Raw genomic sequence first — 23,443 nt, 5'->3', positions numbered from 1 at the left:
GCCCGCGTCTGCCGCGGCCACTCTCGCGCCCGAGCTGGCGCCCGCGCCGCTCGCCCCGGCCGCCGCACGCGATGCCCAGGCCGCGCCGGCCGTCGAACTCAACGTGGTCGCCGACTTCCTCATCGCCGCAGAGCTCCACGAGCCCGACCTCGTCCCGGCCGTCCTGACCGAGTCCGACCGCGTCGTCGCGGCGCCGCCGGTGGACGACCTCGCCTCGGCCTTCGAGCTGCTCCTGGCCGAGGTGCCCACCACGACCTCGACGGAAATCCCGCTGCCCAGCCGCGCCCAGCTGCGCGCGCAGGAGCAGGAAGCCCGCTCGATGCGGTCCCGCCGCGGGGAATCCACCGCACGTCGGGCCGCCGCGCCGGCCGCGCCCGCCGTGCCCGTCGCCCCGTCAGCCCCGTTTGCGCCGCCCACCCGGTCGGTGCCGACGCTGGCCCCCGCGGTCTTTCCGGTAGCGGCCCCGGCAGCCGCCCGCCCGCAGCCCACCGGTGACCGGGCCCGCACGGCGGCGGCGAAGGGCCTCACCGTTGTTGCGATGGCCTTCGTGGCCCTGATGGCCGTCTCCACCTCCCTGCCTGCCGAGGCGCTGCTCTCTTCGGCCGACGTGCAGGCGGCCGCGTTCGACGCGCAGCGCTCGACCTCCGCGGAACCGGCCCAGACGCTCGCCCGAGCCGCCGGCACCGACACGATCACCGTCAGCCGCGACGGCTACAAGGCACAGACCATCGCCGAGTACGCTGCCGCCAGCGGCATCCGGATGGAGGCGACGTTCACCAACAATCCGAACGGCACCATCCAGTGGCCCTTCGCCGTCGGCGTGCACATCGGCTCCAAGTACGGCTACCGCGACTGCGCCGGCTGCTCGAGCAACCATCGCGGCCAGGACTTCAATCCCGGCATCGGCGCCCCCATCCAGGCGATCGCCGACGGCGTTGTCAGCCAGGCGATCGACGGCGAGGGCAGCCTCGGCGTGCACATGGTCATCGACCACATGATCGACGGCAAACTCGTCTCCAGCGTCTACGCGCACATGGTCCACGGCTCGATGCGTTTCAAGGTCGGTGACGTGGTCAAGGTCGCCCAGGTGATCGGCAAGACCGGCAACACCGGCATGTCGACCGGGCCGCACCTGCACTTCGAGATCCGGCTCGGCGGCCTGAACGGCACGCACGTCGACCCGCTCAAGTGGCTCTACGCCAACACCAACTAGGCCAACACCAGCCAGGCTCCCGCGCTCAGGGCGCCGTGCCCCGCATCCGCTACGCCCTTCTGGGTTGAACTGCGGAGAACGTACCTTCGTTCGCGCGATGAAGGTACTTTGTCCGCAACTCAACCGGGACAGTCGTGCGCGCCGGCCACGAAGAACCGCCCAGCACGGATCGGTGTGCTGGGCGGTTCTTCACGGCCTGCGGCCTGCTGAGCCGACCTAGGCGCGCAGCCAGGCGGTCGTGTCCCCTGGCAGGATGCGCCCGGCCAGCGTTTCGCTCGCGAGCAGGAGCTCGCCGTCGGGGAGCTCGACGGGCGAGGTGCCCGTGTTCGCGAAGACCCGCACGTCGCCGTTCCGGAACGCGACGACCTCGTCGCCGAACCCCTCGAGCCACTCCACGCCGCCCAGGGCGAGGGAGTGCGCCCGGCGCAACCTCAGGGCGAGCTTGTAGAGCTCCAGCGTCGAGCCGGGCACGCCCTCCTGGAGGTCGCGGGCCAGGTGCGCCCACTCGGCGGGCTGGGGCAGCCAGCTCTTCTCCGACGGGCCGAAGCCGTACGAGGGGGCCGCCGCTTCCCAGGGAATCGGCACGCGGCATCCGTCGCGGCCGTAGCGTTCGCCGCCGGTGCGGAACCAGGTGGGGTCCTCGCGGGCATGGTCGGGCAGGTCCACCACCTCGGGCAGGCCCAGTTCCTCACCCTGGTAGAGGTAGCTGGAGCCGGGCAGGGCGAGCATGAGCGCGGTGGCCGCGCGGGCACGGCGCAGGCCGACGACGGCGTCGGGCAGCCCGACCGTGTTCGGCCCGATGCCGTGGCCCTGCAGGTTGTCTCCCGACAGCGCGAGCCGCGACGCGTGGCGCACCACGTCGTGGTTCGACAGCACCCAGGTGCTCGGAGCGCCGACCGCGCCGAAGGCGGCCAGCGAGTCGTCGATGACGCGGCGGAGCGCCGGCGCCCGCCACGGCGTCTCGAGATAGGCGAAGTTGAAGGCCTGGTGCATTTCGTCGGGACGCACCCACTCGGCCACCCGGGTGAGCGGGTCGACCCAGGCCTCGGCCGCGAGGATCCGCTGGCCGGGGTACTCGTCCAGGATGATCCGCCAGTCGCGGTAGATATCGTGCACGCCATCCTGCGCCCAGTAGGGCGGCATCGCGGCCGGCTCCGCGCTGATGTCTGGTTCGAGCGTGGCGGTTCCGCCGCCCATGCTGCCGCCGGCGACGGGCGGGGTGTAGTCGGGGAGGCCGGCGGCCTTGATCATGCCGTGGGCGACATCGACGCGGAATCCGTCGACGCCGCGGTCGAGCCAGAAGCGCAGCACGTCACGGAACTGCTCGCGCACCCACGGGTTGTCCCAGTCGAAGTCGGGCTGGGTGCTGTCGAAGAGGTGCAGGTACCACTGGCCGGGCGTGCCGTCCGGCTCGGCGACCCGCGTCCACGCGTTGCCGCCGAAGACCGACTGCCAGTTGTTCGGCGGAAGTTCGCCCGTCACGCCCTGGCCGTCGCGGAAGATGTAGTGCGCGCGTTCCGCGCTGCCGGCCCCGGCGGCGAGGGCGGCCTGGAACCACGGGTGATCGCTCGAGGAGTGGTTGGGCACCAGGTCGACGATCACCCGGATGCCGAGCGAGTGCGCGGTGCGCTGCAGGACGTCGAAATCCTCGAGGGTCCCGAAGAGCGGGTCGACGTCGCAGTAGTCGGCGACGTCGTAGCCGGCGTCGCGCTGGGGGGAGGTGTACATCGGGGACAGCCAGATGGCGTCGATCCCGAGTTCCTGCAGGTCGGGGAGGTGCCCGGTGATGCCGGCGAGGTCTCCCATGCCGTCGCCGTTCGCGTCAGCGAAGGAGCGCGGATAGATCTGGTAAATTACGGCGGTTCTCCACCACTCTGAGCCTGTCATGAGGAAAACTTTACGGCATCCGCAACCTCATGGAAGCGTTTGCATAGACCTGAATTCCCGTCATAGTAACAAACTGGTACCGATTGCTTTCCGTTGAGTTGTCAATCGATCCGGGACGGGCTATACATGTAATCGCTTGCATTTTTGTCAGCGTTCCTCTAGAAAGGCACACCAATGATGGTGAACAAGAAAGGCCTGCTCGCTGCCGGTGCAGTAGCAATCGTCGCAACCCTGGCCCTGGCCGGATGCTCCGCCGGAACCACCAAGGCCGAGCCCGCCAAAAACGCCGGTTCCCTGACCGTCTGGGTCGATGCCGAGCGCATCGACGCACTCAAGGATGCCGCCGCGTCGTACACCGACAAGACCGGTGTCAAGGTCAAGCTCGTCTCCAAGGACAACGCGAAGCTGAAGGATGACTTCATCCAGCAGGTTCCGTCCGGCAAGGGACCCGACGTCACGATGGGCGCCCACGACTGGCTCGGTGAGCTCGTCACCAACGGCGTCGTCGCTCCGATCGAACTCGGCGACACGGCGGACGGCTTCCTCGACGTCGCGGTCAACGCGTCCACCTACGAGGGCAAGACCTACATGCTTCCCTACGCCATCGAGAACCTGGCGCTGCTGCGTAACGCCGACCTCGTCAAGACCGCCCCCACGTCCTACGACGACATGATCGCCAAGGGCACGGCTGCCGGAGTCAAGTACCCGTTCGTCGTGGAGCAGGGCGCCGACGGCAACCCGTACCACCTGTACCCGTTCCAGACCTCGTTCGGCGCACCGGTCTTCGGCACCGACGCCGACGGCGGCTACGACTCGACCAAGCTCGAACTCGGCAACGCGGGCGGCGTGGAATTCGCAACGTGGCTCGGCAGCCAGGGCAAGAAGGGCACCGGAGTCTTCAACACCGAGATCACCGGTGACATCGCCAAGGACGCCTTCACGACCGGACAGGCCGCTTTCTGGCTGACCGGACCCTGGAACGTCGGAGCGGCGAAGGAGGCGGGCATCAACCTCGCCGTCGACACCATCGCGCCGTCGTCCTCGGAGGCGGCCCAGCCGTTCGCCGGCGTCAAGGGCTTCTTCGTCAGCGAGCAGAGCAAGAACAAGGTTGCCGCCAACGACTTCCTGGTCAACTACCTCGGCACCGAGGCGGTCCAGACCGAACTGTTCAAGTCCGGAAACATCCTCCCCGCCCTCAAGGCTTCGGCCGAGGCGGCATCATCCGACCCGATCATCGCCGGCTTCGCAGCCGTCGGTGCCGAGGCCGTCCCGATGCCGGCCATCCCGGCCATGGGCCAGGTCTGGCAGTTCTGGGGAATCGCGCAGGCGGCCGTCATCAACGGCGCCGACCCCGCGGCCACCTGGACGAAGCTGTCGGCCGACGTCACGAAGGCGATCGGCTAACACCCTTCTCATTCCCCGGGCGGGTGCGCACGCGCATCCGCCCGGGGATTCACTATTGACAGGTTGAAGGCCAGGGAGCCGGGCAATGAGCATCATCATCGACGAGGACGTCGCCACCGAAGAGAAGCCGACCAGGCGCGCGCAACAGGCCGCACGGATCGCGGAGGCGGCCTCGGCCGGACTCAAGGCCATCCTGGTCAAGATCATCCTGCTCGGCCTCGTCGATGCCATCGCCCTCTATGCGCTCTTCGTGCTCTTCGCCAAGGGCCAGTGGATCGTGTTCGGCCTCGTGCTCGCCGTCACCCTCGTCGTGAACTGGATCTACTTCTCTCCGGGCAAGCTGCCCGCCAAGTACCTCACCCCCGGCGTCATCTTCCTGGTGATCTTCCAGATCTTCGCCGTCGGCTACACCGCCTACATCGGTTTCACGAACTACAGCACCGGGCACAACAGCGACAAGGACCAGGCCGTCTCGGCCCTGATGAGTTCCGCGCTCGAGCGCGTTCCGGACTCACCCGCCTACGCCGTGACCGTGGTCGACCAGGTCGGCACGCTCAGCCTCCTCGTCACTGACCCCGACGGCGACGTGAGCATCGGCAGCAACGACCAGCCGCTGCAGCCGGTCAGCAACGCGACCCTCGAAGACGGCAGGGCCGTTGCCGTCGACGGCTACACCTCCCTCACCTTCCAGGAGGTCGTCGGCCGCACCGACGAGATCACGAAGATGGCGGTCCCATACTCCGACGACCCCAACGACGGCGCACTGCGCACGCCGGACGGCCGCAACGCCTACCTCTACCTCTCGACCCTCGTCTACGACGAGCAGGCCGGGACGATGACGAACGCCAACACCGGCGTCGTCTACTCCGACACGGGCAAGGGTGCCTTCACCTCGCCCGACGGCGAGGAGATGCTGCCGGGCTGGCGGATCAACGTCGGCTTCGATAACTTCGTCCGGGCCTTCACCGATGAGGGAATCCGCGGCCCGCTGGTCTCGGTGACCATCTGGACGTTCTTCTTCGCGGGGATCTCCGTCGCGTCCACGTTCCTCCTCGGGCTCTTCCTCGCGATCGTCTTCAACGACCTGAGGATGAAGGGGCGCAAGTTCTACCGGGTCGCCATGATCCTGCCCTACGCCTTCCCCGCGTTCCTCTCCGCGCTCGTCTGGGCCGGAATGCTCAGCGAGAGCTTCGGATTCATCAACCAGGTGCTCCTCGGCGGCGCCCAGATACCCTGGCTCACCAACGAGTGGCTGGCCAAGTTCAGCATCCTCCTGGTCAACCTGTGGCTCGGCTTCCCCTACATGTTCCTCGTCTGCACCGGCGCACTGCAGTCGATCCCCGAGGAGCTGCAGGAGGCCGCGACGGTCGACGGGGCCAGCCCCTGGGCCGTGTTCCGCCTGATCAAGCTCCCGCTGCTGCTGGTCTCGGTTGCGCCGCTGCTGATCGCCTCCTTCGCCTTCAACTTCAACAACTTCAACCTGATCTACATGCTCACCGGGGGTGGGCCGCGCGACGCGGAAGCGAGCGTGAACGTGGGTGCCACCGACATCCTGATCTCGATGGTATACAAGGTGGCGTTCACCGGGCAGACCCGTGACTACGGCCTGGCGAGTGCGTTCTCGATCATCATCTTCATCCTCGTGGCGGTCATCTCGATCATCAGCTTCAGGAAGACAAAGGCGCTGGAGGATCTCAACTAATGGCAACGAAAACCACCGAGACCGAGGGCTTCGTCCCGGTCAAGCGCCCGCTCACCCTGAAGCGGTGGTTCGCGGCCACCGGCTGGCGCCACGCGATCGGCCTGTTCATGGTCGTCTTCTCGGCCTTCCCGCTGCTCTACGTGTTGTCCGCGTCGCTGAACCCGCACGGCACGCTGACGGGCTCCAACGCGCTCTTTTCGAAGGTCGGCCTGGACGCGTACGCGCGCATCCTGAACACGCCGGAGGCGCCCTACGCCGCCTGGTTCGGCAACACCCTGCTGATCGCGGGCTTCACTGCCCTCGGCAGCGTCTTCCTCGGCGCCCTCGCGGCCTATTCGTTCTCACGGATGCGCTTCACCGGCCGTCGCACCGGGCTGCTGACCATCGTGCTCGTACAGATGTTCCCGCAGCTGCTCGGGGTCGTGGCCATCTTCCTGCTGATGAGCACGATCGGGGACATCTTCCCGGCCATCGGGCTGAACTCCCAGATCGGCCTGATCATGGTCTACCTGGGCGGCGCCCTGGGCGTGAACACCTTCCTCATGTACGGGTTCTTCAACACGATCCCGGCGTCGATCGACGAGGCGGCCAAGATCGACGGCGCGAGCCACGCGCGCATCTTCTTCACGATCATCCTTCGCCTGGTCGCGCCGATCCTCGCCGTCGTGGCCCTGCTGTCATTCATCAGCACCACGAACGACTTCGTGCTCGCCAGCGTGCTGCTCGTCGACCCGGAGAAACAGACCCTGGCCGTGGGCCTCTACCGCCTCGTCTCCAACCCGAACTACGCGGACTGGAGTGCCTTCTCGGCCGGCGCGGTGCTCGCCGCGCTGCCCGTCATGGCGTTGTTCCTGTACCTGCAGAAGTACATCGTCGGCGGGTTGACGGCGGGCTCGGTGAAGTAGCGCCCCGCGGCCTTGTCGCGTCCGGCCCAATCGGCCGAGGGCGGTCACGCGCCGCCCGGATGGGTGATAATCTTTTACGGTTGTCAAGAACACGGCATGGCTTCTGAACGCGGGAAGCTTTGCCCCCTTAGCTCATTGGTAGAGCACTTCCTTGGTAAGGAAGAGGTAGTGGGTCCGATTCCCACAGGGGGCTCAGGCTTGAAGGCTGGTAGCAGCCGACAGGTCGTGGCGGGGTAGCTCAGTTGGTTAGAGCACACGGCTCATAATCGTGGTGTCGCGGGTTCAATTCCCGCTCCCGCTACACATAAAGGCCCTCTGACCCGGAATTCTTTCGGTCACAGGGCCTTTCCTTTTTGTCGGATACGATCCGGCTCCGCTCTAGACTCCGGTCTAGGTCTGAGTTTCGGGCAAAGCTCCGTTGCGGTTTCGGCAAAGCTCCGTTGCGCGGTAAGCCTCCGGTAAGCCTCGATCCACCGTGCCGACTTACTGAGCGGCATCGCTGAGTTCTGAGCTGGGTCTTGGTTACGGGCGAGGCGACGCTGCCGGCCTTGCTGCCGGCAGCGTTCTCTGTTCCTGGGGCGCGATCGCGCTCGCGGCCTCTCCCGCCCGCCCGCTAGGACGTCCGCTTAGCGCTTAAGCATTCCTTAGAGCTTCTTGCGAGTGCAGACGATGAATGGAATGACCGCAAATCGCGCCGTTGGTCAAGTAAGGATCGATCGACTGACCTTCTGGCTGTCTTCCAACCCACGCCTTGCGAGACAGGCGGGAAGCGCGGCGTGCAGCCGCACAGATGGATGCTTTCCATCCGCCCATCGTCATCGGCGTAGTGGTCCCCGCGACGACCTCAATCGGCGACGTTCGCTGCCTTCCATGACTCCAGGAAGCGGAGGAACGCCGTGGCTCCCGGATCCTGCAGCCCGATGCTGCGCTCCTGTAACCATGAGGCGCGCCCCCGGCGCGACTGCATCGATGTGGTCTCCGCGATCGCGCGCTTGGCTGCGGTGATCGCGCGATCGAGCGCCTCCGACGCGCTCGATGACGTACCAAGTGCCTCACCTGCCGGGACAAGTGCGTCCAGGATCGTCTTGTCGCCGACCACCGACTTGCCGCGCTTGCTAATGCTGTCGCCTGCGGCCTTGGCAAATGCGCTGGCATCGACGGTCGTCAGGTTCCTGGAAGTGGCCCACAGGCGCGAGCCGGACAGCAGCGCGCCGGCCACCAGTGCGGCCATTGTCGAAGGGTTCGCGTTCGCGAACGCCTTCGCACAGGTGCGGATCGTCTCCTCAGGTGGCACGTCGTCCCCGGCGGCGTCGAGGGCCTCGACGATCGCGTCGGCGCCGAGCGATACCGTGATTCCCAAGTCACCGTCGCCCAGCGCCGTGTCCAGGTCGCGCAATTCGTCGGCGTACTGCTTGATCTCAACCATCGTGTTGCGGATCGCCCTGCTCAGTCCCGTGGCATCCATACCGTCACACCTCCACGAAAAACGGGGAATCCGCCGGCGCCTTGAGCAACTCGAGCCGCTCGTCGTTCAGCTTAAGGATCGAAAGTGACGCTCCGGCCATCTCCAGGCTCGTCGCGTACTCGCCGATATAACTCTTCTCGATTGTGACGCCGATAAGGGCCGCCTGCTGGTGCACATGGCGGTACATCACGTAGAGCTCCTCGAGCGGCGTTGCGCCCATCCCGTTGACGAGCACCGCGATGCGATCTCCGCGCACGAGAACCAGGTCGGCGACCAGCGGAGCCATCAGCCGCTCCACGATTTGGTCCGCGGTCTCCAGCGGACCCCTGTGGATGCCCGTCTCACCGTGAATCCCGATGCCGATCTCCATCTCGCCCTCCGGCAGGTCGAAGCTCGCCTTGCCCGTCGTCGGCAGGATCGTCGGGCTCAGGCCGATTCCCATGGTTGCGGTGTGTTCGATGATGTCCTCGGCCACTGCGGCGACCGCCTCGAGGCCGTCGCCGCGCTCCGCGGCCGCCCCTGCGCCTTTGAAGGCGAAGAAGATGCCGGCCACGCCACGCCGATCGAGCTTGCGCTCGTTCGGCTGGCTCGCGACATCGTCCCGGCCGAGCGCCGTGCGCGTCTCGATGCCCTCGAGCTCGGCGAGGTCGATGGCCAGGTCGAAGTTGAAGACGTCGCCTCCGTAGTTGCCGTAGAGGAACAGCACCCCAGCACCCCCGTCGACGGCCTTCGCCGCCTCGAAGCACTGCTGCGCGGAAGGGGAGGAGAACACGTTGCCGACTGCCACCCCCGAGCACAAGCCCTTGCCGACGTATCCCTTGAAGAGCGGAAGGTGGCCCGAACCGCCGCCGGTGACGATGCCGACCTTGCCCGTCGGCGCGTCAGCGCGCACGAGGACTCGTTTGTCGTCGCCGGGTGTCTTCAGCTTGTCGGGGTGCGCGAGCAGGATCCCGTCAATCATCTCGTCGACGAAATCGTTGGGCTGATTGATGATTTTTCTCATGAAATTCCTTGATCGGTGGTGGGCTAGGGCTATCCGAGGGTGCCGCTGGGGTAGCGCTTGTTGAACTCCCAGTCGTGGCCGGGCACGATGATGTCGGCCTCCTGGTGGAGCCGGTCGTATCCGCTCATGAGGTCCTGGAGAGACCAGAACGAACCGGTCGGCCAGTTGAGCTCCAGGTTCTTGTAGTTGTACATGATGTCTCCGGCGAGGGCGACGCGGCCTTGGTCGGTGTCGATGACGACTACCATCGTGCCGGGGGTGTGCCCGCCGATCTTGATGAGCCGTACGCCGGGTTCGATCTGGTAGTCGCCCTCGATGATCTGGATGCGATCGCGAATGTCGGCGACTTTGTACGAGTACTCCGGGTAGGAGTATTGGCAGTAGGCCGGCGGGGTCAGGCCTTGCGCAACCTCGGAGCGCTGGACCAGGAACTTGGCCTTCGTGAACAGGTGGTTGTTGCCGATGTGGTCGAAGTGGAGGTGCGACAGCACCACGATGTCGATCTCATCGGGAGTGACGCCGTGCCGGGCGAGCCCGGCCACGAGGTCCTGCTCCGGCGATTTCGTTGTCCATGTCGGCACGCCGTGGCGCGCCATCATCTCCATGATCTCGTCCACGTCACCGAGGCCGGTGTCTATCAGGATCTTCTTCTCGGTGCCCTCGAGCAGCCACACTGGCACGGGGACCATTCCTCCCGCTGCCGCGACTCCGTAGTGCGAGACGTGATCGGCCGTGAATCCGCCCGGCATCACCTGCTCCGGGGTGTGATCAGGGTGGATTCCCGCGTTCAGCAGATGGCCGACGAGCATGTTCTCCAGTTCGCCCGTGACGATGTTGTGGATCTTGATTCCCATGTTCTATCTCCTTTGATGGTGGGCCGACGGTGCAGCCCGCGGTTCTAGCTTCGGGCGTAACGACGAGCGAGCGTCGCGAGTGCGACCGCGAAGACGAGAATCCCGCCCTTGAACACGAACTGGAAGAAGGTCGGCGTGCCGATTAGCCCCAGGCCGTTGAATCCGATGTTGACGATGAGCACTCCGATGAGGGTGCCGACGATGTGGAACTTTCCGTCTCTCAGAGTGGCCGAGCCCAGGAAGACTGCGGCGAGCGCGTCCAGCAGGTACCCGTCGCCTGAGCTGACCATGCCGCTGCCGAGCTGGGAGGAGAGCAAGGTGCCCGCGATGGCGGCGCACGCGCCTGCGATGACGAACGCCGAGATCTTGGCGCGGTCAGTCCTGACACCCGCGAGCGTGGCCGCGTGGCTGTTCGCTCCGGTCGCCTGAATCCGGATTCCCAGCGGGGTGCGGTTGAGCAGCACCCAGAGGATGACCAGCACGATGGACATCAGCCAGATGAGGTTGGGCACGCCGAGCACGGCCCTCCCGAGTGCGATCGCGGTGAAGTCGGCGGGCAGGGACACGATCGGCTGGCCCGCGGTGTAACCGAAGCTGAGGCCGACAACCATGGTCCCGACCCCGAGGGTCGCGATTACCGCGTTCACGCCGGCCTTCGCCACGAGTAGGCCATTCGCCATGCCCACCGCGGCGCCCGCGAGGATCGTGAGCAGGATCGCGACTGGGATCGGAAGGCCCTGATGGCTCATTAGCCCCGTCACAAGCACTCCCGCGAGGCTCGCGGTATAACCGATGCTGAGATCGAACTCCCCGGCGACTAGGACCAGTGTCACCCCGGCGGCGATGATCGCGGTGAGCGCCGACTGGCTGAGGATGGCCAGCAGGTTCTGAGGTTGCAGGAACGAACCGCCAGGTGCCGCGATCGAGAAGATGATGATCATGATGACCATCGCGATCAGCGTTCCGTACTTGGAGACGACAAGAAGCGCGATGCGCCTTCGGTGTCCGTCGGGCGCCAGCTCCGGGACTTCAGTGGGACTGGTGGATTCTGCAAGAGTCATGCTGCATTACCTTCCTCTCGCTGGTTCTCGAAACTGAGATGAACGAGGTGATCGACGGTGATCGACGTTCCGGACAAGAGGCCGACGACGCGGCCCTCGGCCATCACGACGACGGTGTCGCACAGTGCGACGAGTTCTTCGTTATCGGATGACACGACCAGCACAGCGGTACCGCGCGCTGCGAGGGCTCGGATCACCTCGTGCACTTCAGCACGGGCTCCCACATCGACGCCGCGCGACGGTTCGTCGAGGATGAGGACTCGCGGTGGGTCGATGAGCCAGCGGGCGATGGCCACCTTCTGCTGGTTGCCGCCGGACAGGGTGCCAGCAAGCTCGTCGACGTTCTTCGCCTTGACTGTGACCTGGTCAGCGGCGTCCTGTGCGCGAAGCCGGGCCAGTTTCAACCGTAGGAACGGGAGGAACCTTGAGAAGACGAGCGATTCGAGCCGCGCGAGGTTGATATTGAAGTTGATGGACTCATTGAGGAACAACCCCTCAGCGCGTCGTTCCTCCGGCACGAGGCCGAAGCCGGCGGCCACTGCCTGAGCCGGATGGGAAAACGCGATCGGCCTGCCGTCCAGCGAGGCGCGACCGGAAGTGAATCTCGAGGCGCCGTAGACAGCCTTGACCAGTTCGCTACGGCCAGAACCGACCAGGCCACCGAGGCCGACGATCTCACCCTCGTGCACGACGAGGGACACGTCGCGCACCATCCGGCCGTCACCCACACCGGCCAGTCGCAGCGCCTCCGGTCCGTGCTCGGTCGGGTCGTGCCCGTGTTCGGGGATCTCGAGATCCTTGCCGACGATCGCGGTGACGAGTTCGGACTTGCGGAGCCGTTCGCCGACAACCCGGCGCGTGACCTTCCCGTCGCGGAACACCGTGATGTCCGTACACAAATCGGATACCTCGTCCAGACGGTGCGACACGAAGATCACCGTCGTGCCTCGCGCGACGAGGTCGCGGATGATCGCATGCAGCCGCACGGCCTCACGCGACGACAGCGAGGCCGTGGGTTCGTCCATCGCGATGACCCGTGCGTCGGCCATGAGGGCGCGCCCGATCAGGACGAGCCACTTGTCGGCCGTGCTGAGATCATCGACCTGTTTCGACAGTGTGAAACCGAACCCCAGCTGCTCGGCGACCGCGGCTGCCTTTGCGCGCATGGGACGCCAGTCGATGATGCCAGCCCTGGTCACAAGCGGAATTCCGATCGACATATTCCGCAGCACATCCCAGCCGGGAATAAGGCTCATCTCTTGGTGGATGAAGGCGAGGCCTAGTTCGCTCGCGACCTGGGGGTCGGAGATGTTGAGCGGCTCGCCGTCGATCTCGATGGATCCGCTGTCTGGCTGGACGACGCCAGCCAGACAGCGGATCAAAGTCGACTTGCCTGCCCCGTTGGCTCCGACCAAGCCATGCACCATGCCCGGACGAATATCGAACGAGATGTCACGCAGCGCTCGTGCGCCCCCGAATGACTTACCCACATTCCTGAAGCGAATGAGAGGCACATTCGGATCTCCGGTCGTACTGAGGGTTTCGGTCACGGCATGGCCTTCGTCGGATAAATCGATGGATGGGGAGAGGGTCGGATCTAACCGCGGAACTCGGGATGAGCCTTCAGGAAGGCGTCAACGTCAGCCTTTTTAAGGATCTCGCCAGTCATCTCCAGCGTCTTGGGCTCCCAGCTGTTGCCGGCCTTGATCGCTTCGAGAAGGGTCTCGAACATCACCTTGCCCTCGCTGGAGCCATCCTCGAACGCCGTGGCTGTGAGGCTGCCATTGCTGATCGCGGCGATCGCGGTCTTCGAGCCCTGAATGCCGTACGTCAGCACGTCGGTGCGGTTCTGCTGCTTGAGCGACGAGATAGCTCCGAGGGTGGGGTCATCCCAGCAGCCCCAAATCGCCAGGCTTCCGGATCCCGCTGGGTGGCTGGCGAGCCAGGTGTTAGCGTACTTGGCCCCGTCCTGGAGGAACCCGGGGATGGTCACCTCTTCTTTGGTTACCTTGATGCTGGGGTGGCCGGCGAGCACCTTGTCGAGCGCGGCCTCACGGTCGATGCAGAGCTGGCCGCCGTGGTAGGTCAGGGCGAGCACGCTGCCCTTGCCACCCATGTCCGCGACCATGGTCTCTGCGCTAGGCCCGCCCAGCGGGGTGACGGTGTCGAGCACGATACCTGGACCGGTTCCGCCGCCCCACGAAGCGACGGGGATGCCCGCGGCGGCTGCTGCCGCGAGCCCGCTGCCCAGCACCGTCGCCGGGAAGACGTGGCTGATGATCGCGTCGGCACCCTTGCTGACAAAGTTGGTGATAGCGGCGTTCGCCTTGGACGCGTCTCCCTGAGCGTCGACGACCTCAACCTTCCATCCGGCCGCCTCTGCCGCATCCATAGCGCCCTTGGTCGCGTTGTCGTTCATGTCGATACCAGATGCGATCGACACGATTCCGAGGAGCTTGTCGCCGCCGCCGGCGCTGCTGCTGCCCCCGGTCGACTCGGATGCTGAACATCCCGTGGCAGCTAGGCCGATAGACACGAGGATACCGGCCGTGGTTAGGGCTCTCTTGGTGCGCATTTCCTACTCCTTTGTATGAACGTCAGTCGCACGCACCGGACTCGGTGCCGCTAACTGCACTGTTGATCCGATGCCTGCGCCCGAGCGGCGACCCAGTTGTCGACCACGCCGCGAACCTGACCGTTTCCTGGCTCTCGGCAGGGTCGTTGCGCGCGAACTTGGATAGCTCGCGCGCACGACGAATGTGCTCCTGCGAAGAGTTGGGAGGCGGTGCATGGCACCTTCAGCGAACCTAACAATTGAATGCGCAACTGTCAACATAAATACGCATAATATCGGTCATGAAATGCGCAGAGCGTGCTCATTTATGAGCAGTGGTGACTGCTAAGTTAGGATGAAATCAGAGAAGGCGCCGACTATGACGAGACACTCCGACATCATTGAGGAGCTTCAGCAGCACGGGTTTCGATCCGTGCTGGAGCTCGCCGAGCGATTCGAGGTGAGCACCGCCACCATCCGGCGCGACCTTGAGAAGCTCGAGCAGATGGAGATGGTACAACGCACCCACGGGGGCGCGTACCCGGTCCGCCAAGCCGACGCACCCTCTATTCTCAAGGAATCACTGCATCATCGCGAGAAGGTCGCGATCGGGAAGGCCATGGCCGAGCGCGTGCTCGAGGGGCAGACTGTTCTCCTCGACGGCGGATCGACGACCCTCGAGGTGGCGAAGCATCTCCGGGATGAGCGTTTCACCGTCGTGACGAACGACCTGCGAATCGGCAACGAAATCGCGAAGAAGCGAAATGCGCACCTGGTGATGATCGGCGGAGAGCTCCTGCCCAACGCATTCTCGCTTTGGGGTCCGTCTTCAGTGCAGCAGATCGAGCAACTGCGCGTGGACGTGGCCATCTTCGGCGCCGACACCGTCAACGAGGACGGCATCTTCAACAACAACAGCTACGAGCTCGAACTCAAGCGCAAGATGCGCTCCATCGCCAATTCTGCGTTTTTCGTGGCGGACAGCTCGAAGTTTGGCAGGGAGGCACTCTTCCGCGTCTTGGAGATGGACGGCTTCACGGCGGGCATCACCGATGACCTGCTGGATCCGATACGGGCATCAAAGTTTCCCGTGCCGATCATCTCGGTGCACCCTGGTCGATAGGATTCGACTGCATCGTGATTCACCGGTCAAATCACGACGCAGTCAAGAGGCGCGCACAGGTCGATCAGGGGTCGCTGGCTTTGTTGACCGCCCGCTCTTGCATACAGGGTTTCGGTCGGCGCCGACCCCAGCGGCGGTGCCGGCAGTCAGGCGGATCTGAAGACGTTCTCGGCCCTGGGCGTGTACGGAACGAGTGTCATTAGCGCGCTCGTCGCCCAGAACACCCAGGGGGTGGCAGCGATCCACCACCTTCCCCCGGCCTTTGTCACGGCGCAGCTCGACACGCTGTTCGACGACGTTCGCTTCGATGCGGTCAAGATCGGCATGCTCGGTACAGCCGGCGTGGTCGCGGCGGTCGCGGCCGCGGTGCGTCGACATCGGCCGGCCTTCATTGTGCTCGACCCGGTCATGGTCTCTACGAGCGGAGACCAGCTGCTCGCCGGCGACGCGCTGGCCGCGCTGCGAGAGGAGCTCCTGCCTGTCGTCGACCTCGTCACGCCGAACCTGGCAGAGGCCGCTGCCCTGCTCGGCGAGCACGAGGCATCCAACGAAAAGGAGGCGCTCGGCCAGCTGGAGCGGCCCCGCCGGTTGTGCCCTGGCGTGCTCATCACGGGCGGTCACCTCGGCGGCGCCGAGAGCGTGGATCTCCTCCTCGTGGACGGGACGATCACCCGACTTCGTGCTCCGCGCGTGCCGACCCGGAACACGCACGGCACGGGTTGCACGCTCTCGGCGGCAATCGCGGCGCTGCGTCCCCAACGCCCGGACTGGGTCGGCGCGGTGGCGGATGCGAAGTACTATCTGACAGGCGCCCTGCTAACCGCGGATGCCCTCGAGGTCGGCCACGGCCCGGTTCACCACTTGCACGCGCTGTGGCCGCGAGGCGCCTGACGGGGCCCGCGCCGACAAATGGCGGCATGAGTTCGAGGCGGTTCGTTCTGACCCGCGCGATCGGCCCGGGTCAGACGCGCACCTCATCAGAGCACACCGTTCGAGTCGACTTGCGGTGGCCTTGCTTTGTGGAACGAGCGCCCACCGCGATTGCCGTGGGCCTAAACTATTTTCCCAGGAGTCAGTCCGTTCGAAAACCCAGTTCCGAAACCGGCTCGCGCTGTCCGTCGGCGACCGGCTAAACCTGCAGACAATATCCGTGGGATTGCGAGATCTGCCTGGCGTTCGGCTCTGATCCCGATCGGTGAGTTGTTCGTCCTCGGCTGTGGTCCGTGTTCAACCAGCGAGTTCCTGATGTGATCACGCGCTGTTGTGGGATCGTCAGTGCTGGCACCCGCGCCTGGTGCCGACGTCGTGCAACGACTCCGCACGGCCTACCACGTGGCCGGCATCCTGATCCAGCGTGAGACTGCCAAGACGATCCAAGCGTGGTTCCAAGGAACGAACCGGGAACTGGGCGACAGGTCACTCTTCCCCACCGGGACCTCGACCGCCCGCTCACCGAGCCTGAACGACGAAGAGGCATCGACGGGTAAGCAGTCCGGTGTTTCAAGCTCGGCATCACAATTCCACAAACCGTTCAGTAGATGTAATACTCTGCTACTAATAACATTATCAAACAGGGAGAGACGATGGAGTTCAGTGACCTTCGCGGACGGGTGGCGGCAATTACAGGGGGAGCAAGAGGCTTGGGCTACTCAATCGCCGAGGCCCTGGCAGCCCAGGGATGCTCTGTGGCCCTCCTGGACATTCTTCCGGACGTCGACGACTCGGCGGCCAAACTCGCAACAGATTTCGACATTGAAACTTTTTCCGCCCACGCGGACGTCACTGATCGCGATTCACTGACTGCAGCATTCGCGGGAGCAGCTGAGAAGCTCGGTACCCCACAGATTCTGGTCACAGCGGCCGGAATCACGGTTTGGAACGACAGCGTTCATGTGGCCGCGCCCGAATGGCGCCGGGTGATGTCAGTTAACCTCGACGGCACGTTCTTTGCCGCGCAGGCCTTCGCCAAGGGGCTGTTCGAGGCGGGGCTGCCGGGAAGTGGGATCTTCATTTCGTCCATGTCAGGTTCCGTCGTCAATGTGCCGCAGAACCAAGCCTCCTACAATGCTTCAAAAGCAGCAGTCACGCAGCTGGCGAAGTCCCTCGCGGTCGAGTGGGCGTCCCGTGGAATCCGCGTGAATGCGGTCGCGCCTGGGTATTTCTTATCCGACATGACGCGCCAATTTACCGAGCAGAACCCTGACCTCGCGGCGGAGTGGGTGGCACGCATTCCCGCTGGACGCATGGGTGAACCAAGGGATCTGCACGGCCTGGTCAGCTATTTGGCCTCCGACGCGTCTTCGTATGTGACAGCTCAGAACCTCGTGATCGACGGTGGCTACACCGCAATCTAGCTCATGGCTAAAGGATGCGCGGGATCTGATTCCGATAGGCATCGAGACGCGGGTCCGAAGGATCTAGTTCGGTCACCAATATGGCGAAAGCCGACAAAGGAAGCGACTTGAATCGGGCCCGCGTTTCAAGCTTGCTCGAATCAACCGCGAGAACGACCGTCGCCGAGGCGTCCACCATGGCCTGTTTGACGGCGACCTGTTCCATGGTTAGTTCGCTCGTTCCGAATGCCGGGTCGATACTCATGGTGGATAGAAAGCAGATGTCGAGTGAGAATTGCCGCACAGCCTGAACGGCAAGGGATCCGACGAGGCTGATATTCTGCTCTTCGCTTTCGCCTCCCGTGAGGTAGCACCGGATTCCTTCCCGACCGCTCAAGGCCTGGAAAGCACTCAACCCGTTGGTGACCACGGAGATGCGGGTGGCACCAGTTAGGTTCTCGGCGAGAGTGTGAATCGTGGTCGAGGAGTCGAACGCGATGGCCATGTCCGGCTTGATGAGCGTGCGCAATTTGTCGGCGATACGCCGTTTCGCTTCGGCGTTTTGATGCTTGCGCTGCGTGAAGTCGTCGCCGCTGAGTGTGACCACTCCGCCCCGCACTCGCCGAGCAATGCCTGCGGAGACAAAGGCATCGAAGTCGCGTCGGATGGTCATCGCGTGCACGTTCCAGGTTTCGGCGGCCTCGTTGAGCGTCAGTGCGCCACGGGTGTTCAGCTCCGCCACCATCGATGCTCGTCGAGCTTCCGCATCGAGTGTTCCAATTACGGCCACAGCCACCTCGCGTTTCCGTCCCTCGGAGCATATCCTCCCCGAGTGTTGCTGATGCACTTCACTATGTGCTAACTTCAGCGTAAGTGATAGTTCGTGATAAAAGCAACACGAACTAACATCTCGGTTCCTGATCCCCATCACGAGGAAGTGACTGCACGTGACCACCCCAGCAGAGCTCATTGCCCGCTCAAACCGACTGGGTTCAGACCCGCGGAACACCAATTTCGCGGGCGGCAACACGTCAGCGAAGGGCCTGGCGTTGGATCCCGTCACGGGGGAGAACGTCGAACTCATGTGGGTCAAAGGCTCTGGCGGGGACCTCGGCACGCTCACCGAGGCAGGGCTCGCCATCCTCCGTGTCGACCGACTGCGCGCGCTGACCTCGGTGTACCCGGGACTCGACAGAGAAGACGAGATGGTCGCCGCGTTCGACCACACCCTGTTCGGCAAGGGCGGCGCAACACCCTCCATTGACACCGCCATGCACGGCCTCGTGGAGGCGGCACATGTCGACCATCTGCACCCCGACTCCGGAATCGCGATTGCCACGGCCGCCGACGGCGAAGCGCTCACCGCCACCATCTTTGGCTCCAAAGTGGCGTGGGTGCCGTGGCGACGCCCGGGCTTCCAACTCGGACTGGACATCGCTGCGATCAAGGCGGAGAACCCGGACGCCATCGGCTGTATCCTCGGGGGCCACGGCGTTACAACATGGGGCGACACCAGCGAGGAAGCCGAAGCGAACAGCCTGTGGCTGATCGATACCGCGGCCTCCTTCATCGAATTGAACGGCCGACCCGAGCCCTTCGGCCCAGCGCTGGACGGCTACGCAGCGTTGGACAAGAAGGAGCGCCTCGCCAAGGCGGCAGCCCTTGCACCGACCCTCCGTGGCCTGGCGTCCACAGACAAGGCGCAAGTCGGGCACTTCACCGACAGCGAGGTAGTACTCGACTTTCTCGCCAGGAGTGAGCACCCCCGGCTGGCCGGTCTCGGCACCAGCTGCCCCGACCACTTCCTGCGAACGAAAGTCAAGCCGCTCGTCCTCGATATGCCGGCCGGCGCGCCGGTCGAAGACGCAATTGCTCGACTCAGGGACCTGCACGCCCAGTATCGCCTGGACTACCAGGCGTACTACGACCGGCACGCGACGGTCGACTCGCCCGCCATCCGCGGCGCCGACCCCGCGATCGTGCTGATTCCCGGCGTTGGAATGTTCAGTTACGGCGTCAACAAGCAAACGGCTCGAGTCAGCAGCGACTTCTATACCAATGCAATCAACGTGATGCGCGGCGCCGAGTCCTTGTCGACCTACGCCCCAATCGAGGAGAGCGAGAAGTTCAACATCGAGTACTGGTCGCTGGAGGAAGCCAAGCTACAGCGGATGGCCAAGCCGAAGTCTCACGCATCCCGCGTTGCTCTTGTTACCGGAGCCGCCTCGGGCATTGGCAAGGCCATCGCTACGCGACTCGCCGCCGACGGCGCCTGCGTGATCATCGCCGACCTCGACCTTGAAAAGGCCCGGGACGCAGCGGCCGCGCTCGGTTCCACCGACGTCGCTATCGGCGTCCAGGCCAACGTCACAAGCGCCGCGGAGATCCAGGCGGCGATCGACGCGGCCGTGCTCGCGTTCGGTGGACTCGACCTCGTGGTCAACAATGCCGGCCTGTCGCTGTCGAAACCGTTACTGGAAACGACCGAAGGGGACTGGGACTTGCAACACAACGTGATGGCGAAGGGTTCGTTCCTCGTCTCAAAGGCATCCGCGAAGGTGCTCATCGAGCAGGGCATGGGCGGCGACATAATCTACATTTCCTCCAAGAACTCCGTATTCGCCGGCCCGAACAACATCGCCTACTCCGCAACCAAGGCGGACCAAGCGCACCAGGTGCGTCTGCTGGCCGTCGAACTAGGCGAACACGGCGTGAAGGTCAACGGCATCAACCCCGACGGAGTAGTCCGCGGCTCCGGCATCTTCTCGGGCGGTTGGGGTGCCAAGCGCGCGGCCGTCTATGGCGTTTCCGAGGACGAATTGGGCACCTACTACGCCAAACGCACCATTCTCGGCCGAGAAGTGCTGCCCGAGAACGTCGCCAATGCCGTCGCCGTGCTAACTGGCGCCGACCTGAGCCACACGACAGGACTCCACATCCCCGTCGACGCGGGAGTCGCCGCCGCATTCCTGCGGTAGGCGCGGATCATGACACCAGCGATCACTCCGAGTATTTCGGCCCACGCCGCGATCGATCTCGGCGCCTCCAGCGGACGCGTGATGCTCGGAATACTTTCCGACGGTGGCCTCGACCTGTCGGAAATGCACCGGTTTACCAACGAGCCTTTCCTCGACGGTGACCAGCTGCACTGGGATATCAATCGACTTTTCTCGGAGTCCATGGTCGGGCTCAAGAAGGCCGTCGCGGAGTGCTCCGCCGCGGGTACGACGCTCAGCAGCATCGGTATCGACTCCTGGGGTGTGGATTTCGCCCTCGTCGATGGCGGCGGCTCGATACTCGCTCCCATCCGCCACCACCGGGGCGCTGTGAACCCCGCGACCTTGATCAATGCCCGCGGTCTCAGCGAAGCATCCGTCTATGAACTCTCCGGCGTACCCGACCAAGCCATCAATACCTCTTTCCAGCTCGCAAAACTGGCGACGGAGATGGAGTTCACTGGTGAGCGGCCGTTGTTCATCCCCGATCTCTGGGTCTACCTCCTGACGGGGAACATCGGCACAGAGGCGACTATTGCCTCCACCAGCCAGCTGATGGACCCCTCCACCGATGATTGGTCGCGGCCGCTCGTGGCTGCGAACGGGCTGACTGGCCTGAATTTTCCCCCTATTAGCAGGCCGGGTTCATTCGCCGGTGAAACGTCTGACACGATCACCGACCGCATCGGCAGCGTTGACCCGATTGCGGTCTACCGGGTCGCCAGCCACGATACGGCCAGCGCGTTTGCTTTCGCCGAGCCAACAGTATCGGCGGCAGGGCACGCCAGCGGGGGAGTGCAGGGCCTGATCTCCAGCGGAACCTGGTCGCTGGTCGCAGTCGCGGTATCCGAGCCAGTTAAAACGGCAACGGCCAGAATCGGTCACTTCACGAACGAGCGTGGCGCGAGTGGCACTCTTCTGCTCCGAAATCTCAATGGAATGTGGGTGCTGCAGGAATGCATCCGTGATTGGGAGCGCACCGACGGGGGGCCGGTTTTGATCCAGCCCCTCCTAGCCGCGGCAGCCGCGGCGGAGGGCAGCGCTCTGGTCTTCGACACTGCCGACGAGCGGTTGCTCCCGCCCGGACGCATGATCGAACGAGTGCAAGCGCTCTGCCGGGAGGCTGGGCGAGTTGCGCCGGTCACGCGCGGTGAAGTGGTGCGGGCCATCCTGGACAGTCTCGCAGCCGCCTATGCAGGCGCCTTCAGAGCCGCAGAGGCTGTCACTGGCAGCTCTGTGACTTCGATCCGCATCGTCGGGGGCGGATCCCAAAACGCCCTCCTCTGCCAGCTGACGGCCGACGCTACCGGACTGCCGTTGCTAGCAGGGCCGACAGAGGCGTCGAGCATTGGCAACATCGCGGTGCAGGCCGTGGCTGCCGGCAAACGCGACACGGTCTCGGAGATCTACTCCTCCCTTCACGGCGCTGGCACCCAAACGAAGTCCTACCTTCCCCGGGGCGATTCTCTGCCGCGCCGCATGTCACCAAAGGAATCTCATGAGTACTGAAATGCAGCCCAGCGACAAGCTCACAGAAATCGTCGGGCTCTCCCGTGCGCTGGGCGATCCGCAGCTCGACCTCGTAATCCTTGCCGAGGGCAACACTTCGGTCCGTACCGCCTCGGACCGGATGCTGGTGAAGGCATCCGGATCCAACATGATGACGGCGGGGGAGCAGGACTTTGTCGAGGTGGACCTCAGCCTGTTCATGGAACTCATCAATGCGGGATCAGCATCCGACGATGACGTTACGGCGATGCTAACCGCGTCCACCATTCAGGGGATGAAGCGGCCCTCGGTCGAGTCCCTTCTTCACGCGGTGTGCCTTCAAATTTCCGACGTAAACGTAGTTGCCCACACCCATCCGACCCCGATAAACGCCCTCCTGTGCTCGGATCAGGCGTCGTACCTGATTGAGGGCAGCATGTTCCCCGACCAGATCGTGGTGATGGGGCAGAGCCAGATGTTGGTTCCTTATGTCGACCCGGGGCTGCCACTTGCCCAGGAGGTACTCGCCCGGTTGCGGTCCCATGTGCGCAGGTTCGGTAGCCACCCGAAGGTTATCTATCTGCAGAACCACGGCATGTTCGCCCTCGGTGCAACTGCCGAGGAAACGCTGCAAATCACAGCCATGGCCGTCAAAGCAGCGCGGGTGATGATCAGTGCCCTTTCGGTGGGAAGGCCAACCTTCCTCGCCCAGCACAATGCTGACCGAATCAATACTCGTCCAGACGAGGAACTGCGCCGCAATCTGTTGTCCGCATTTTAGATATTCAGACACGAATTGGAAGTAAATGCATTTCTTTGTTTTTCGTTGTGATTGTGCGAGAATCATCGACATCGCGTCGTCACCTCTCGAGACCGTGAATAGGAATCAACGTGGATAACCTTAGAAACAAAATCGCCGTCGTCACCGGCGCCAGCAGCGGCATCGGGCGCTCCTACGCCCGCGCCCTGAGCGAGGCCGGCGCCAGCGTGGTTCTTGTCGGCCGAAATGTCGAACGTCTGAACGCTGTCGCAGCAGAGCTGCCTACGGAGTCTTTCCCCATTCCCGGCGACATCGCCGATCCTTGCTTCAGTGGGAGGGTCATCAGCGCCGCCCTGGGACGGTTCGGCAAGGTTGACATCGTTCTCTCCAACGCCGGATTGTACGTGCCCGGCGAATTCGCGAGCGTAGACCTGGTAGCCGTCCACGACCTGATCAACGTCAACGTGTTCGGAGCCTTCGCCATCGTCCGCGAGGCGCTCCCGCATATGATCGCCGCGGGCACGGGGGACGTGATCATGACCAGCTCGGTGTCCGGTCACCAGTCGATCCACTGGGAACCTGTCTACTCAGCTTCCAAGCATGCTGTTCAGGCCTTTACGCACGGGGTGCGCCGCCAGCTTGTCGGAACCGGGGTGCGGATCGGTGAAGTCGCCCCGGGCGTTGTCCTCAACGAG

Annotated in this window: 18 protein-coding genes, 2 tRNA genes and 1 pseudogene; 13 read left to right on the top strand and 8 right to left on the bottom strand. The window is 64.4% G+C overall.

The window, feature by feature from the left end; all coding sequences use genetic code 11:
- Positions 1-1,213: M23 family metallopeptidase (locus tag E3O23_RS02635; RefSeq protein WP_134487910.1), on the top strand; the 1,213-nt coding region annotated here is incomplete at its 5' end.
- Positions 1,214-1,429: 216 nt separating this feature from the next.
- Here E3O23_RS02635 and E3O23_RS02630 read toward each other — a convergent pair.
- Positions 1,430-3,100: a glycoside hydrolase family 13 protein gene (locus E3O23_RS02630; protein WP_134487907.1), complete on the bottom strand. Its 1,671-nt coding sequence runs from the start codon at positions 3,098-3,100 to the stop codon at positions 1,430-1,432.
- 174 nt (positions 3,101-3,274) lie between these two features.
- Between E3O23_RS02630 and E3O23_RS02625 the strand changes: the two genes are divergently transcribed.
- The 5 genes from E3O23_RS02625 to E3O23_RS02605 all read left to right on the top strand — a co-directional run bounded on the left by E3O23_RS02625 (position 3,275) and on the right by E3O23_RS02605 (position 7,412).
- On the top strand, positions 3,275-4,504 hold the full coding sequence (locus E3O23_RS02625) for a sugar ABC transporter substrate-binding protein (protein WP_134487904.1): 1,230 nt from the start codon (positions 3,275-3,277) through the stop codon (positions 4,502-4,504).
- A gap of 85 nt (positions 4,505-4,589) precedes the next feature.
- Positions 4,590-6,206: an ABC transporter permease subunit gene (locus E3O23_RS02620; RefSeq protein ID WP_134487902.1), complete on the top strand. Its 1,617-nt coding sequence runs from the start codon at positions 4,590-4,592 to the stop codon at positions 6,204-6,206.
- Positions 6,206-7,111, top strand: coding sequence for a sugar ABC transporter permease (locus tag E3O23_RS02615; RefSeq protein ID WP_134487899.1), 906 nt, complete (start codon positions 6,206-6,208; stop codon positions 7,109-7,111). The genes E3O23_RS02620 and E3O23_RS02615 overlap by 1 nt, the downstream gene beginning before the upstream one ends.
- A 121-nt stretch (positions 7,112-7,232) precedes the next feature.
- Positions 7,233-7,304, top strand: a tRNA-Thr gene (locus E3O23_RS02610).
- A gap of 34 nt (positions 7,305-7,338) precedes the next feature.
- Positions 7,339-7,412: transfer RNA gene (locus E3O23_RS02605), tRNA-Met, on the top strand.
- 543 nt (positions 7,413-7,955) lie between these two features.
- Here the strand turns inward: E3O23_RS02605 and E3O23_RS02600 are convergent.
- The 6 genes from E3O23_RS02600 to E3O23_RS02575 all read right to left on the bottom strand — a co-directional run bounded on the left by E3O23_RS02600 (position 7,956) and on the right by E3O23_RS02575 (position 14,069).
- Positions 7,956-8,576, bottom strand: a complete 621-nt coding sequence (locus tag E3O23_RS02600; protein ID WP_134487896.1) for a DAK2 domain-containing protein — start codon at positions 8,574-8,576, stop codon at positions 7,956-7,958.
- A gap of 4 nt (positions 8,577-8,580) precedes the next feature.
- Positions 8,581-9,579, bottom strand: coding sequence for a dihydroxyacetone kinase subunit DhaK (locus tag E3O23_RS02595; protein ID WP_134487893.1), 999 nt, complete (start codon positions 9,577-9,579; stop codon positions 8,581-8,583).
- A 29-nt stretch (positions 9,580-9,608) separates the two neighbouring features.
- Positions 9,609-10,433 carry an N-acyl homoserine lactonase family protein gene (locus E3O23_RS02590; RefSeq protein WP_134487890.1) on the bottom strand — a complete coding sequence of 275 codons (825 nt, stop codon included), beginning with the start codon at positions 10,431-10,433 and terminating at the stop codon, positions 9,609-9,611.
- A 44-nt stretch (positions 10,434-10,477) separates the two neighbouring features.
- On the bottom strand, positions 10,478-11,494 hold the full coding sequence (locus tag E3O23_RS02585; protein ID WP_134487887.1) for an ABC transporter permease: 1,017 nt from the start codon (positions 11,492-11,494) through the stop codon (positions 10,478-10,480).
- Complete coding sequence (locus E3O23_RS02580) at positions 11,491-12,984, bottom strand: sugar ABC transporter ATP-binding protein (RefSeq protein ID WP_255453279.1); 1,494 nt, start codon at positions 12,982-12,984, stop codon at positions 11,491-11,493. The genes E3O23_RS02585 and E3O23_RS02580 overlap by 4 nt, the downstream gene beginning before the upstream one ends.
- Positions 12,985-13,091: 107 nt before the next feature.
- The gene (locus E3O23_RS02575; protein WP_134487881.1) at positions 13,092-14,069 is read right to left on the bottom strand and encodes a sugar ABC transporter substrate-binding protein; all 978 of its coding nucleotides are present in this window, start codon (positions 14,067-14,069) and stop codon (positions 13,092-13,094) included.
- Positions 14,070-14,403: 334 nt separating this feature from the next.
- On the opposite strand from E3O23_RS02575, the gene E3O23_RS02570 reads away from it, so the two are divergent.
- The 3 genes and pseudogenes from E3O23_RS02570 to E3O23_RS02560 all read left to right on the top strand — a co-directional run bounded on the left by E3O23_RS02570 (position 14,404) and on the right by E3O23_RS02560 (position 17,525).
- On the top strand, positions 14,404-15,171 hold the full coding sequence (locus E3O23_RS02570) for a DeoR/GlpR family DNA-binding transcription regulator (protein WP_338145293.1): 768 nt from the start codon (positions 14,404-14,406) through the stop codon (positions 15,169-15,171).
- A gap of 129 nt (positions 15,172-15,300) precedes the next feature.
- A pseudogene (thiD, locus tag E3O23_RS02565) lies at positions 15,301-16,062 on the top strand (bifunctional hydroxymethylpyrimidine kinase/phosphomethylpyrimidine kinase); the annotation flags it as partial.
- Between the two features lie 692 nt (positions 16,063-16,754).
- Complete coding sequence (locus E3O23_RS02560) at positions 16,755-17,525, top strand: SDR family oxidoreductase (protein WP_134487875.1); 771 nt, start codon at positions 16,755-16,757, stop codon at positions 17,523-17,525.
- 7 nt (positions 17,526-17,532) lie between these two features.
- Here E3O23_RS02560 and E3O23_RS02555 read toward each other — a convergent pair whose 3' ends face one another.
- Complete coding sequence (locus E3O23_RS02555; protein WP_166790380.1) at positions 17,533-18,249, bottom strand: DeoR/GlpR family DNA-binding transcription regulator; 717 nt, start codon at positions 18,247-18,249, stop codon at positions 17,533-17,535.
- Between the two features lie 202 nt (positions 18,250-18,451).
- On the opposite strand from E3O23_RS02555, the gene E3O23_RS02550 reads away from it, so the two are divergent.
- From E3O23_RS02550 to E3O23_RS02535, 4 genes are all read left to right on the top strand, one after another.
- Positions 18,452-20,482, top strand: coding sequence for a bifunctional aldolase/short-chain dehydrogenase (locus tag E3O23_RS02550; protein WP_134487869.1), 2,031 nt, complete (start codon positions 18,452-18,454; stop codon positions 20,480-20,482).
- 9 nt (positions 20,483-20,491) lie between these two features.
- On the top strand, positions 20,492-22,009 hold the full coding sequence (locus E3O23_RS02545) for a rhamnulokinase (RefSeq protein WP_134487866.1): 1,518 nt from the start codon (positions 20,492-20,494) through the stop codon (positions 22,007-22,009).
- Positions 21,999-22,769 carry a class II aldolase/adducin family protein gene (locus E3O23_RS02540; RefSeq protein ID WP_134487863.1) on the top strand — a complete coding sequence of 257 codons (771 nt, stop codon included), beginning with the start codon at positions 21,999-22,001 and terminating at the stop codon, positions 22,767-22,769. The genes E3O23_RS02545 and E3O23_RS02540 overlap by 11 nt, the downstream gene beginning before the upstream one ends.
- A gap of 110 nt (positions 22,770-22,879) precedes the next feature.
- The coding region (locus tag E3O23_RS02535; RefSeq protein ID WP_134487860.1) for an SDR family oxidoreductase at positions 22,880-23,443 on the top strand (564 nt) is incomplete at its 3' end.

This window comes from Cryobacterium tagatosivorans, from assembly GCF_004402215.1.
GTDB lineage: Bacteria > Actinomycetota > Actinomycetes > Actinomycetales > Microbacteriaceae > Cryobacterium > Cryobacterium tagatosivorans.
This window is presented reverse-complemented; position numbering and strand designations above follow the sequence as displayed.

Bases quoted from the DNA above. Each gene is read 5' to 3' on its own strand.
- E3O23_RS02585 (WP_134487887.1), bottom strand. From the start codon at position 11,494: ATGACTCTTGCAGAATCCACCAGTCCCACTGAAGTCCCGGAGCTGGCG.
- E3O23_RS02600 (WP_134487896.1), bottom strand. From the start codon at position 8,576: ATGGATGCCACGGGACTGAGCAGGGCGATCCGCAACACGATGGTTGAG.
- E3O23_RS02615 (WP_134487899.1), top strand. From the start codon at position 6,206: ATGGCAACGAAAACCACCGAGACCGAGGGCTTCGTCCCGGTCAAGCGC.
- E3O23_RS02545 (WP_134487866.1), top strand. From the start codon at position 20,492: ATGACACCAGCGATCACTCCGAGTATTTCGGCCCACGCCGCGATCGAT.
- E3O23_RS02570 (WP_338145293.1), top strand. From the start codon at position 14,404: ATGAAATCAGAGAAGGCGCCGACTATGACGAGACACTCCGACATCATT.
- E3O23_RS02560 (WP_134487875.1), top strand. From the start codon at position 16,755: ATGGAGTTCAGTGACCTTCGCGGACGGGTGGCGGCAATTACAGGGGGA.
- E3O23_RS02620 (WP_134487902.1), top strand. From the start codon at position 4,590: ATGAGCATCATCATCGACGAGGACGTCGCCACCGAAGAGAAGCCGACC.
- E3O23_RS02575 (WP_134487881.1), bottom strand. From the start codon at position 14,069: ATGCGCACCAAGAGAGCCCTAACCACGGCCGGTATCCTCGTGTCTATC.
- E3O23_RS02625 (WP_134487904.1), top strand. From the start codon at position 3,275: ATGATGGTGAACAAGAAAGGCCTGCTCGCTGCCGGTGCAGTAGCAATC.
- E3O23_RS02590 (WP_134487890.1), bottom strand. From the start codon at position 10,433: ATGGGAATCAAGATCCACAACATCGTCACGGGCGAACTGGAGAACATG.
- E3O23_RS02595 (WP_134487893.1), bottom strand. From the start codon at position 9,579: ATGAGAAAAATCATCAATCAGCCCAACGATTTCGTCGACGAGATGATT.
- E3O23_RS02540 (WP_134487863.1), top strand. From the start codon at position 21,999: ATGAGTACTGAAATGCAGCCCAGCGACAAGCTCACAGAAATCGTCGGG.
- E3O23_RS02555 (WP_166790380.1), bottom strand. From the start codon at position 18,249: ATGGTGGCGGAGCTGAACACCCGTGGCGCACTGACGCTCAACGAGGCC.
- E3O23_RS02630 (WP_134487907.1), bottom strand. From the start codon at position 3,100: ATGACAGGCTCAGAGTGGTGGAGAACCGCCGTAATTTACCAGATCTAT.